Below are 12192 nucleotides of genomic sequence, written 5' to 3'. Positions count from 1 at the left end.
TTGTGGATATGTAAAATGACTATTACAAATGAAATGATTTATGAAGCTTTGAATATGTTTGCCTTTTTGGCGGTCGAATTAACTTTATTATTTTTGTTGATCAGCTACCTAGTTGGCGTTTTACAGGAATATATTCCACCAAGTAAAATTCAAAGTATTTTAAGTAGTAAAAATGGCAAAGGTTACATAATTGCAGGGTTTTTAGGTGCAATCACCCCATTTTGTTCTTGCTCTACGATCCTATTTTTGAAGGGATTATTGAGGGCTAAAGCAGGATTTGGCACTATGATGGTATTTTTATTTGCCAGCCCATTATTAAATCCAATTATTATTGGGTTATTTGCTGTGACGTTTGGACTTAAAGTTACTCTATTTTATTTTATAATGGCAATGGGTGTATCTGTTATTGCGGGATATTCATTAGAAAAGCTAGGCTTTGAAAAATACATTAAACCGCAGGCATATATTGCACCTCAAACAACTAGTTGTGCATCAAGTTGCGGTACAAATGCCAAACCAATTAATAAATGGCGTAAAATATGGAACAGCACTTGGTCTGACTTTAAGAAAGTGTTGCCTTATTTGATTGGTGGTATTGCAGTAGGATCAATGATTTATGGATTTATGCCAACTGAATTTGTTGCAAGTATTGCAAGCGAAAATAACCCTTTAGCGATTCCTATTGCAGCAGTAATTGGTATTCCACTATATATACGCGCTGAAGCTGTGATCCCTTTAAGTGCTGCATTAGCTGCAAAAGGTATGGGGCTTGGCGCTGTTATGGCACTAATTATTGGTAGTGCAGGTGCCAGTTTAACTGAAGTTGTATTACTGAAATCAATTTTCCATAATAAAATGATTATTGCATTTCTGACTGTAATCTTATCTATGGCGATAGGTTCTGGATTTTTATATCAGTTAATTTTTTAGCAATGGCGCTAGTTTTTTTCCTCCAAAGAGTACGCCGTTTATATATTGCGGCGTACTATAATTATTAATAAATCTGACAGTGTTATAGGATAAGTTATGGTAGAGCAAGTTATTATCATTGGCGCAGGGCAGGCGGGTCTTTCAACTGCTTATTATCTGAAAAGAAAAGGCTTTGATCCATTAATTTTAGATGCAAACGCTCACTTTGGTGGTTCGTGGCAGCATGCTTGGGATAGCTTAAAGTTATTTTCACCTAAAGCTTATAGTTCTTTATCTGGTTACATGATGCCAAATACAAAAGAGGCATACCCAAGTAAGGCTGAAATGGTTGATTATTTAGGGAAATACGAACAAAGATATCAATTTAGAGTTAAGCGGCCGGTTAGTGTATTAAATGTACATTTTAGCGATAATATATATACGCTAGAAACGGATCAAGGTACTTTTAAAACACAGTATTTAGTGTCAGCGACAGGAAATTTTTCAGGTGAAATTAGTCCACAATTTTCAGGTTTATCCGCTTTTAAAGGTAAGCAATTACATTCAAGTGAATATACAAACAACGAATTTTTAAAAGGATTAAATGTTGCAATTATTGGCAGTGGTAATTCGGGTTCTCAGGTATTAGCCGAAGTGTCGCAAGTTGCCAATACATTTTGGTTTACTAACAGGCCCTTGGAATATTTAGCTGATGAATTAGATGGGCGTTATTTATTTGAACTTTCAACCAAGCGCTATTATGCAACGCTTAAAGGGGAAGAAATAGATAATACTGATGACTTTTCTAAAATAGTAATGGTTGACTCAGTTAAAGATGCTCGATCACGGGATGTGTTAGTAAAGCAAGAAGATATCAAATATTTTACAGAAAATGCCATAGTTACAGCTAATCATACTTTACCTATTGATGTCGTGATCTGGTGCACAGGGTTTAAAACACAGTTAAATCATTTATCTGGTTTAAACTTAAATTTAGATGTAAACCAATTATCAGACGATTCTCACTCAAATGATTATAAAAGCTTATGGTTTGTAGGTTACGGTGAGTGGTCAGGGTTTGCTTCGGCAACAATTATAGGCGTGCAAAAACATGCTAAAAAAGTAGCAGAACAAATAACGGAACTTGCTAATACGCAAATTAATGAATTAACTGAGATATAATGCGATGTAATTCATATCTAAAAGTATGCATATAACACTTACATTTTTCGCTGAATTAAAATGTTATTTTAATTATTGATTTCGTATCCTTGATATTAAAAATATCAGCGGTTAACATTTTATTTCAGCTTTTTATCAATGAATGCTCATTTGCAGTGAAAAAATTAAATTAATTTAATATCAAAAACTTAACCTTTAAAAAATATATTTAGCCACTACACATGCCCTCATGCTTTATTAACACACTATAATAATCTGAAAGTAATTTGTAATGCTACAGGTCTTTATCATAAGCGTGCGATAGCACCGTATTTTCTTAAACTAAACAATATGTGTTTGAGAACAAATTAATAATACAAGAGGAAATTACAATGAAAGCATTTACAGGTGCAGCAATGGCTGCAATGGTAGCAGGTTTAGTTGGTTGTAGTGCAACAGAGTCAGCACCTTCAACATCTGTAGCGGCTAACTCTGCAGCAACAACAGATTTGGTACATTGTTACGATGTCAACGTTTGTGGCGGACATAATGATTGTAAAACTGCAAGTAATGCATGTGCAGGACAAGCTTCATGTAAAGGTACAGGATTTGTTGCTATGCCTTCAAAAGCTTGTGCTGATGTTGGTGGTAAAATTGCTGATGCTTGGGTGGGTAAAATAGCAAAATCTGAACTTGTTCATTGTAATGACGTGAATATTTGTGGCGGACATAACGACTGTAAAACTCCAAATAATGCCTGTAGTGGTCATGCATCTTGTAAGGGCACAGGCTTTGTATCTATGCCTGCAAAATCATGTGGTGATATCGGTGGTTCTGTAGATAGCTAATGATAGAAAAATCATTAGATATAATAAAATCAGTTAGCCTAAGTTAGGTTAACTGACAAAAGATAAACATACAAAAGTTGTTATTATGAAAGAGTTTTTAGGTTTTGGTCTCGGTTTACGTAGCACACATTTTGAAGATATTATTCAAACACAGCCTAAGGTTGATTGGTTTGAAATCATATCTGAAAATTATATGGTAGAAGGTGGTAAACCTTGGCATTACCTTGAAAAAATTCGCGCTGATTACCCGATTGTAATGCATGGTGTTTCAATGTCTATTGGCAGTGTTGCGCCTTTAAATTTGCAATATTTAGAAAAACTTAAACAACTGGCTGAAAAAGTGGAACCGAGATGGATATCAGATCATTTATGTTTTACTTCCGTTGGTGGGATCAATAGCCACGATCTATTACCTATGCCTTATACAGAAGAGTCATTAACACATTTATCTTCACAAATCGCCAAAGTGCAAGATTACTTAGGTCGAGAAATGATATTTGAAAACGTATCGAGTTATCTCACCTATAAAACATCTGAAATGACTGAATGGGAATTTTTGGCGCAATTAACTAAAAATACCGGCTGTAAATTCTTAATGGATATTAATAATGTTTATGTCAGTGCGAGAAATCATCACTTTGATCCTATGGCATACTTAAATGCGATTCCAGCATCGAGTATTCAACAAATCCACTTAGCTGGGCACCAAGATTTTGGTACACATGTAATTGATACCCATGATGAAGATGTCCCCGATCCTGTTTGGCAATTGTATCGCAAGTACGCACAGCAAATTGGGCCTGTCAGTACTATGATTGAAAGAGATGGTAATATTCCGCCCTTAGAAAGCCTATTAAAAGAATTAGAGATAGCAAAAACCCAAGTAAATGATATTTGGTTTGAGCAAGGTGAATTGAAACATGGCTAGTTTGGCAGATATTCAAAATCAATTTATGCACTTATTGCAAAATAAACCGAATGAATTAATTGATATTATTGCAGAGCAAGGGCAGCTTAGCTCAAGTGAACGCTTATCAATATATCAAAGTGCGTATAAAATTAGGCTCACCCAAGTCATTGAACAAGATCATGAACAATTAGGAAAATACCTTGGAGATGAACTATTTGATTTGATGGTACTAGGCTATTTAAAAGCTTACCCGTCAACCAATAATTCGTTAAGAGAGTTTTCACAAAACTTACCTGAGTTTTTGAAAAAAACGTCGCCTTTTAAAGAACATGATATTTTGTCTGATATTGCCCAGTTTGAAAGGTTGTTATTGCAAGCATTTGATGCATCAGATGATAAAGTACTTTCAAGTGCAGCATTAGAATCAATAGCACAAAATGACTGGCCACTGCTAACACTAAACTTACATGCGAGTGCGCATTTAGTGACTTTTCATACTGCTGCGGTCGAATCATTTCAAGCTTTAAAAAATGATTTAGCACCACCAAATGCAAAAGTAAATACACCAAGGTTTTGGCTGATATGGCGAAGCCCAGAAAAAATAACTGAATATAAAAAAGTGACTGAAGAAGAATATAACTTGCTGTCATTAATACATCAAAAAAATAACTTTAGTCATTTATGCCAAAGTTTAATTGGAAGTCATCCGCCTGAGAACATCGCAGTTGTTTTAATTCAATATATTAATGTATGGCTGTCACAAGGGCTGTTGAAAAGCTTTGATTAATGCTTATTAACACTTAAAAATTCGATTATTGCTTTATTAACTTTATTTGCCTGCTCTATGTTTACCCAATGTGCAGCATTATAAATACCTATCACTTGTGCTTTGGGCATTAATTTTGAAAGTTTTTTTGTATTAGAGAAAGGAAAACTAACATCTTGTTTTCCCCAGATGAACAGTGTTGGTATATCGAGTTTACTTAACGCTTTGTAGCCAGAGGTATAATCTAAAACTGGTGAATTCTGTAGAGTAGAGAGGGCTGAACGTGTAAACCCAGGATAGCTTGCAAAACGACTCCATGTATTAACCATATTATGATGTTCTGATGGGTCAATAAAGTATGCTTTAACTTTAGGCTTGAGGATCTGTGTGCCAAAATAATGAAAAGCTAAATCACTGACTATAGGAATATTGAGTAATTTATTTTGATTTTTTTTGTCTGGCCAGCCAGCAGGCCCTAGCATTATAAGGCTATTGACCAGTTCAGGATTCTTGTTTGCAAAATCAGCTGCGATAACACTACCGAATGATGAACCAATTAAGTGTAGGTTGCCTGAGCCGGATTTTTTAACAATTAAATCCAATTGGTTTCTAAATAGTGCGAGGTCGTAATCTACTTTTGGCCGATCAGAAAGCCCTCTGCCAAAAAGATCATACGTAACGACTTTATAACCTGCGCGAACTAATGCTGGCACATTGTGATCCCAAGATTCTAAAAAGCCGTTAAAACTATGGATTAAGATAACAGTTTGATTATTTTGATTGCCAAAGACTTTGTATCTGGTTATGCCTAATTTAGATTCAATAAACGACGAGCGAGAATCACTCCTAGCAATTTCAATTACCGATGTATTCTCATTATGATAATTGTAAAGTGTTATCGTACAAAATACGGAAACTAATATTAGAATTGATAGTAGAATATTCCTTTTCAATGTGTAGACTTCCCAGGTTTTTTATATTTTATCTCTTGAATAGACTTCAAGCACAGGAAACTTACTTTCTCCGAAATTGAGAGTTAAAGATATTGTTTCATTACCTAAATATGCTTGCTTAAACTCGTGAGGGTGAACTCTCTCACCACTTGCCAATAAGCCAAGTAGGTGCTTTTGATTTAAAGTTCGAGTGCCAGTTGCTTTGTTTCTAATAGTAACCACCACCCAACGTTCACCGTCCTCATTACTCATAAGGATATAGTTCAATACATCAAAATCACTGATCTCAGGCTGAATTTTACTTTCGTTTGGAAAGGATAGTTCTAAACTGTTAGTAACTGCCCGGTCTACTGATAGAGGCTCTGATGCCTGAGCTGATGTTGTTAACAGAAAAATGCCGAATATTGTGATCATTCCTTTAAGCATTAAATTTCCTCCTGGAAACAAATATAGAATGCTATAAGCTCAACACCTAATTTGCATGTGTGCCTATATGTTATTAGTTTAAGTGCTAGGTACCCTCAATTATTATTCAAGAGCACCAATTCGCTTCCAGTATCTATGGTGTTGATAAGCATGACAAGTGAAAATCATAAAAAACTATTAATCTAGCTAAGTTGTTTTATGTTTGCACCTATCAGATAGCTGATTAAACAAAGCATCAAATTCAAGGAGGTTGATTAGTTTTGTTGTTTATACTTTTACCAAAGAATTGGCAATAATCCAAAAGCTAACAAAGTGCAGGAGATTAGCGATATTACTGAACCCCCACGTACCATAATTGTAACGATTAACTCCTTAGCGGCAGTTGATGAAAATCCAGCTCCGGCGATTGGAAGCGCTTTACTTGCTCCTGTTACAGAGGCAATCGTTATTCCCAGCCAAATAAGTATGAATCCCGTTGCACTAGCATAAGCTACAAATATTTCTACAGTGAAAGGCAGATCAACTAGCGACCAGATAACTCCAAAAATCGCAAGGGCCATACCGGACTGAACAGCAGTCATATGACCAGAAAGTGCCATTCTAGAATTTTTTACCGATGGTATTAATGCACCTTGTATTAAACCAACAAGAAAAAAGGAAATGCCAATTAAGATCAGTTGTTCGCCAATTTGTGATATTTCTATCATATATGTATGCAAACCACTTGGTTCATTGGTACTGCTTACATTATTGATTTCTAAAGTGTTAATAGAGTCGCTATGTTCGTATTGGCTTTTAAGTTTTACAAAGGTATTCATTATCATTCTCCACTTGAAAAAATACATGGTAGACAACTGAATACTAAAATTCATTCACCTAGATTCATTTTTTAATTTACTCAATGTTTGGGGAGCGACTCCCAGAAAAGAGGCAATTTGATATGACTTAACTTGTTTAAATATAAAAGGATATTCATCAAGTAAACGATCATATCTTTGTGCGGCAGTTTCAGACATGAGAGATAGAACACGCTTAAATGTAGCAGAATAATAGGTGTCGTGTATCCATATTCTCGTTAAAAACTCCCATTTTTGTTCTCGTGATATAAACTTATTAAGCTTGTTTAGAGACGTGACATAAAAAACTGAATCTTCAAGAATTTCAAAGTTAAGCATTGATCCTGTTTTTTCAGAAAAGCTTACACTATCGTCCATAAAATGGTTTAAACCATGTTTACTTTTTCAGCGAAAATAAAGTTGCCAAGTATGATCTTTGCCATTCATATCACTAAAATGTGATCTGGCAAGACCACTTTTAATTAACCATATTTCACTAAATACTTCACCTGCGTGATGTACCGTTGTTCCTTTTTTAACATGTTTGATGTCAAATATTTTGCAAATATCAGCCCATTCATCATCTTGGACTGGAATATAATGCTCAATCATTTTTCTAAAATATTTCATAGAACTACAATCTATATCTGTTGTATTGCACGTTTTCGAAGCGTTCTAATATTTTTCATTTTTGATTTAAATATACCGTAAATATCTTCATCTGCATCATATAGACTTTGATTGTTAGCAATAAACTCAAGAGTAGATTCAATTTTATTATATATAGGGTTGATAAAATCGGGTTTGCTTTCTAACAATTCTTCTGCCAATGAAATAAAGCAAGAAGCTGCATCACTTTTCCAATCATCTAATTCATCAATATCAAGTACAAAATCCCTCAAAGCTACAATATAATACTGAAATGGTACTTTAGGCATAAACCTGAGTTCATCAGTTCTTTCTATAGGGTTTCTAGCGAAATCAACCTGAACATCAGAGGTCGATTTACCAAAAAATATCTTATAGGCGTATGCTGCATCCAAATCATCTGAATTCGCTACTCCTTCCCAATCTTCTAATGATGGAATCTGCATGGTAACCTGCCAAAAAAGCCAATATAAATGACTCTAATTAACGAAAAAACGTAATCCAAGCGTTTTACGTCCATTTTATAATACGGTTTTTCCCCATTATGTTTAATAGATGGGGGAAATACATTGCTAACTCTACTTGATAAATGACACTAAGTTTGAGTTAAGTCTTTTACGCTAAAGTTATCAAACATAACTTGCGATGAACTAAGTAAATATAAAACCACTATTTAAAATTAACTATTACCGGAATAGTTTCTTATTAGGTACTCGTGACCACTACAATTGCAATAATAACGATAGCGATGGAACAAAGTGCAAACAGAACGATTGGGCTTGAACTTTTGGTATTGATACCTATTAGGTCATGAACAACAACATTGGAATCTGCATTTAATGGGGAAAATACTAGAGCACCTTTTTGTCCATTTTCTTCTTTGCTTATGCAAACAATAACAATCGAACCTTCTTTATGTAGTGATTTATCATAACCATTAATATCACTTAATGGCAAAAAGCCATGGCGCTCAGCTCCGTAATCTACGAATGCAGCCTCAAGCGGTGGCTCAATCCTAGTAATTCTTGCCGTAAAGTAACTACCAACTCTAAATATACTTTGATTCATATGTTATCTATTTGAATACCTAACGAGCCTAAAGAAATACTCGTTTAAAATCTATTTTTATAATCAGAACACTGTACTGGTAATAAATAATTTAAACAATTGAAAATAAATACCTTTTTAATCATTTTTTATTTTAACAATGAGGTTCTAGACAATTAAGAGGAGTTATTAAGTAAAAAACCTAAGGCGGAAGACATCAGATCCGAACTGTTTAATTCATGGCAATTGTGTCCGTGATACAATCAAACCCTGCATTTAAAGCAAATTATCTAAAATTAGTTACGGCAGGCAAACCTAAAAAAGTGGCTATCATCGCCTGTATCAGAAAGATGGCCGTGATATTGAATTCAATGCTCAGCACTAAAAACTGGAGAAAAACCCGAACCTCTAATTATAACTTTGTTGCCTTTCTATATGAGCGAATTTTTATCGCGCTTAACAAATAACTAAGACGTAACTAAGAAAAAACATAAACCAATAATGATATTTGTAATTGAAAAATTATCCATAAAAATTAAACTCCTTTAAAGTTTATAAGGCATATTATAGAGGCGCATTAGCTTGACTCATTGTTGCTGTGAATGAGCGTTAACCAAGCGTATAACGTCATTTTTTATTATTCCATACTTTAATTTATTAATATCATTAACTTAAGTTTTATTGGCAGTAATCTAAGTACTTGAGCATCTTACCAGAGTTCTGAAGACGTGTTTGACTATTGTAATTGGTGTTTTATTTAATGAGTTACTCAATAAAATGAATTTATAGCTTTTTCTTTGCTATCTTGTGTTTCTTCAGCTTTAAGGTAAATTCTATAAAAATGTCAAACATCACCTTCTAATATTTTACTTTGCCTTATATATTTAAAAATTTTAGCTCAATAAAGTAACCCTGTTACTTACAAGTTGTCTATCAAGCGTCTGTTTATTTCTAAATTTCATATACTTGATTTTATGTTTAAAAATGAGTCTAAAACTTCAAAAGTAAAACTCTGAAAGTCATTTTCGCACCGCTCGTTTACCCCACAGTTTGCAAAAGCAGTAATGCTAACATCACCATCAGGAATATAAATATTCTGTGTAAAATAGCCAAACTCTGTGCCCCCATGATGATAGAATTTTTGACCATTAACTTTTTCTACCCAAATACCTAGCCCATAATAAAGTTCAGATGAACGATAAAAACGTTGGCCCCAAGACTTAATTAAATTCTTTTCTCCTATCATTTGCTCTCTTACATTTTTATTAACCACTTTGTTATTTTTTATAATAGATCTCAGAAGTTTTGCCATATCATTTACATTTGAAGCAAGCGGCGCATCAGAGGTCGCAGTTGTTCCTATAATTTTTTTTGTATCGATCCAAACATTCATTTCTAATGGGAAAGCGGGATCAGCATCATTAATAAAATAACCTGAAGCGAGTTCAGGTTTATGTTCTTCAACACCTTTTGAGTAGCTGGATGCCATGTTTAGTGGCGTTAAAATTTTGGTTCTTATTAATTTTGATGGATGCTGCTGTAATAGTTGTTCTAGAATAACACCTGCCAAGGCATAACCTGTGTTTGAATATGAATGTCCTGCTCCGGGTTTAAAGTAGGCTGGTTGGTTTAAAGCGAATTTTAAAGGAAACATATCTGTAGTGACTTTGTTTCTGTGAGCAAATTGCTCTTTAAAAAAAGCATAATTATCAGCATCATTATATTCAAAAATACCACTCGTATGATTTAACAACTGCCGTAAAGTCATTTTTTCTGAATATTCAATTTGACTATACAATGCCTTTTTAAGATATTTGGTTATAGGGATATCAATGTTAATGACGCCTTCATCAGCCAACATAGCTATTAACAGTGCCGTTAATTTTTTACCTGAGCTGCCATTTGGCATAACAACATCTGTTGTCATCGGATTCTTTTTATCTAAGTCTTTATAACCCGAACTGCCTAAAAAATGATGATTTTTTGATTTGACTAAGAGAACGGCACCGGGAATATCTTTAGATATTAAATTATTTAACATGGTCTGATATTTATTCTGGTAATTAATTTTTTTGCTCAATAGATCATTGGCATGAGCATTACTTGATAGTAAAAAGGGAAGGGTAAGTAACGGTGTTAATAAATATTTTTTATTCAAAAATTCATCCATGGCTCAAACATTTATTGAAGTATAAAAACGCTTATTTAATTTATGTAGCAATGCTGGCATACAGTTTAAAAAATGAGTTTATTTGCTAAGTTTTATTGAAATGCTGGTTATTAACATTATTTATTTTTCCAGTATTCACTCTTAATATCATGCCCAAATATAAATCTATATATTTTCCGAAGTAATGGCGTTGAGTATTCCTTTTTCAACTGGTGTTCACAGCCTTTGCACTTGGTCAATATAAACATAGTTCTAAATAAAGGCTGCTTACCTCTAGTTTCAAAATACTCAACTGGATCCTCACTATAATTTACTTCGTGAACGCCGCTACTACAAATTTCACAACTAAATGATTCTTTTTTATTTAGTATATTTTTATCAGCGAATTCTCGAGCAGTTATCTCCCAACCAGTAGCTGTCGGATTAGTCCCGCAAAACTCACAATTTTCAACTTTTTCTGAATTACCTCTATCACAAAAAAGACAAAGCCACCGATAATTGGGCATAATGACCTATTTCTATAGTGTATGTTTAAATGGCACAAAACTTAGTGCTCGATATTCTGCTATTTTATTGTAAATTTATTTATATCCATTTGACTATAAAGGTTTACTTATAATCAAAAAATAATGCACTAAAAGTAAAGCCTCAAATGCTAAAAGCCATTTTAGGATATGTGTGAAATGAGATTAACTGACCCGTATAAACTCAACTTAAAATGATGGCTAAACTATGAATTGGCCAATAACATAAGCTTATTTTATGTATTTAATTTATTAGAGGTTTACTTAATCAAGCCATTCATCTGTATGTGATGCACTTTTAATTTCCTTTACTTCAGGAAGTTCACTTAGCTTTAATGAACAATGATTACAACTCACGGCCCACATCCCACTTTTTGTATAAATAGAACCAAAGATATATGCCAATTGAAGCAATTATGCCTATCGGTGGATATACTAGTGATTAAAGTAGTCCAATAAAAACAATGAAAGTACACGGCCATTCATAGGCATGAACATTATCCGATCTTTTTTTATTTTTCTTAATCCTTTAAAGTATTCCTGCAATTTTCAGTACCTCTATGGTATATATCTGGCATAACGAGAAGTTAATTAGAAGTCTAATAAAATACGAATAAAAGTATGACAGTTGAGTTTTAATTATTTTTATCTTTGGCTTTTTTTGTATTATAGCCAACAGCTAAACCAATAAGTTAACCTGCGACACCAGATAAAACAAGTGCATAGCTTTCTAGTTTCATTGTTACTGCTGTAGAGCAGCCAATACATACGCCTATTGAACTCCAAAAGATAATAGGGCTATCTATTTTATCATTATTACTTTGTTTATTATCCATACTATATTTCCGTGTAACTATTGTGCAATAACTGAATGAACAAAGCTTAAATGTTCCCTAAGCATTTACCTCTGCTAAGCATTAGAATTTTAATCACTATTTATTACTTTATCATTATTAACGTATTGAATAGTTCATAACTATTCAATACGTTAATA

The 12192-nt window shown here is 33.6% G+C and carries 15 protein-coding genes and 1 pseudogene; 6 read left to right on the top strand and 10 right to left on the bottom strand.

What is annotated here, in order from left to right; genetic code table 11:
• Positions 1-15: 15 nt before the first annotated feature.
• The 5 genes from KO527_RS23540 to KO527_RS23520 all read left to right on the top strand — a co-directional run bounded on the left by KO527_RS23540 (position 16) and on the right by KO527_RS23520 (position 4615).
• A complete protein-coding gene (locus KO527_RS23540; RefSeq protein WP_216042684.1) occupies positions 16-930 on the top strand; it encodes a permease in 915 nt (304 codons plus the stop codon).
• A 96-nt stretch (positions 931-1026) separates the two neighbouring features.
• A complete protein-coding gene (locus tag KO527_RS23535; RefSeq protein WP_216042683.1) occupies positions 1027-2091 on the top strand; it encodes an FAD-dependent oxidoreductase in 1065 nt (354 codons plus the stop codon).
• Between the two features lie 371 nt (positions 2092-2462).
• Positions 2463-2918, top strand: coding sequence for a hypothetical protein (locus KO527_RS23530; RefSeq protein WP_216042682.1), 456 nt, complete (start codon positions 2463-2465; stop codon positions 2916-2918).
• An 82-nt stretch (positions 2919-3000) separates the two neighbouring features.
• Positions 3001-3846: a DUF692 domain-containing protein gene (locus KO527_RS23525; RefSeq protein ID WP_216042746.1), complete on the top strand. Its 846-nt coding sequence runs from the start codon at positions 3001-3003 to the stop codon at positions 3844-3846.
• Positions 3839-4615 (top strand): DNA-binding domain-containing protein, encoded by a 777-nt coding sequence (locus KO527_RS23520; RefSeq protein WP_216042681.1) that lies wholly within the window; start codon positions 3839-3841, stop codon positions 4613-4615. The genes KO527_RS23525 and KO527_RS23520 overlap by 8 nt, the downstream gene beginning before the upstream one ends.
• Here KO527_RS23520 and KO527_RS23515 read toward each other — a convergent pair.
• The 7 genes from KO527_RS23515 to KO527_RS26505 form a co-directional block, all read right to left on the bottom strand.
• Positions 4612-5547 (bottom strand): alpha/beta hydrolase, encoded by a 936-nt coding sequence (locus KO527_RS23515; protein ID WP_216042680.1) that lies wholly within the window; start codon positions 5545-5547, stop codon positions 4612-4614. The two genes, KO527_RS23520 and KO527_RS23515, sit on opposite strands and share 4 nt — an antisense overlap.
• A 21-nt stretch (positions 5548-5568) precedes the next feature.
• Positions 5569-5973 carry a hypothetical protein gene (locus KO527_RS23510; protein ID WP_216042679.1) on the bottom strand — a complete coding sequence of 135 codons (405 nt, stop codon included), beginning with the start codon at positions 5971-5973 and terminating at the stop codon, positions 5569-5571.
• Positions 5974-6248: 275 nt separating this feature from the next.
• Positions 6249-6791 (bottom strand): hydrogenase, encoded by a 543-nt coding sequence (locus KO527_RS23505; RefSeq protein WP_252734054.1) that lies wholly within the window; start codon positions 6789-6791, stop codon positions 6249-6251.
• Between the two features lie 54 nt (positions 6792-6845).
• Positions 6846-7187, bottom strand: coding sequence for a hypothetical protein (locus KO527_RS26190; protein ID WP_252734046.1), 342 nt, complete (start codon positions 7185-7187; stop codon positions 6846-6848).
• 27 nt (positions 7188-7214) lie between these two features.
• Positions 7215-7439 carry a hypothetical protein gene (locus KO527_RS26185; protein ID WP_252734045.1) on the bottom strand — a complete coding sequence of 75 codons (225 nt, stop codon included), beginning with the start codon at positions 7437-7439 and terminating at the stop codon, positions 7215-7217.
• An 11-nt stretch (positions 7440-7450) separates the two neighbouring features.
• Positions 7451-7903, bottom strand: a complete 453-nt coding sequence (locus KO527_RS23495; RefSeq protein WP_216042678.1) for a hypothetical protein — start codon at positions 7901-7903, stop codon at positions 7451-7453.
• A 259-nt stretch (positions 7904-8162) separates the two neighbouring features.
• The gene (locus KO527_RS26505; RefSeq protein ID WP_216042677.1) at positions 8163-8525 is read right to left on the bottom strand and encodes a S1 RNA-binding domain-containing protein; all 363 of its coding nucleotides are present in this window, start codon (positions 8523-8525) and stop codon (positions 8163-8165) included.
• A 185-nt stretch (positions 8526-8710) separates the two neighbouring features.
• On the opposite strand from KO527_RS26505, the pseudogene KO527_RS23485 reads away from it, so the two are divergent.
• Positions 8711-8971 (top strand): annotated as a pseudogene (locus KO527_RS23485) (hypothetical protein); the annotation flags it as partial.
• A gap of 491 nt (positions 8972-9462) precedes the next feature.
• On the opposite strand, the gene KO527_RS23480 reads toward KO527_RS23485, so the two are convergent.
• The 3 genes from KO527_RS23480 to KO527_RS23470 all read right to left on the bottom strand — a co-directional run bounded on the left by KO527_RS23480 (position 9463) and on the right by KO527_RS23470 (position 12034).
• On the bottom strand, positions 9463-10662 hold the full coding sequence (locus tag KO527_RS23480; protein ID WP_216042676.1) for a serine hydrolase domain-containing protein: 1200 nt from the start codon (positions 10660-10662) through the stop codon (positions 9463-9465).
• A gap of 128 nt (positions 10663-10790) precedes the next feature.
• Positions 10791-11180, bottom strand: coding sequence for a hypothetical protein (locus tag KO527_RS23475; RefSeq protein ID WP_216042675.1), 390 nt, complete (start codon positions 11178-11180; stop codon positions 10791-10793).
• Between the two features lie 710 nt (positions 11181-11890).
• Positions 11891-12034 carry a hypothetical protein gene (locus KO527_RS23470; protein ID WP_216042674.1) on the bottom strand — a complete coding sequence of 48 codons (144 nt, stop codon included), beginning with the start codon at positions 12032-12034 and terminating at the stop codon, positions 11891-11893.
• Between the last annotated feature and the right edge of the window lie 158 nt (positions 12035-12192).

The organism is Pseudoalteromonas sp. C2R02 (genome assembly GCF_018860845.1).
Taxonomy (GTDB): domain Bacteria; phylum Pseudomonadota; class Gammaproteobacteria; order Enterobacterales; family Alteromonadaceae; genus Pseudoalteromonas.
The sequence above is the reverse complement of the archived record's forward strand: the minus strand, read 5'-3'. Positions and strand labels throughout refer to the sequence as shown.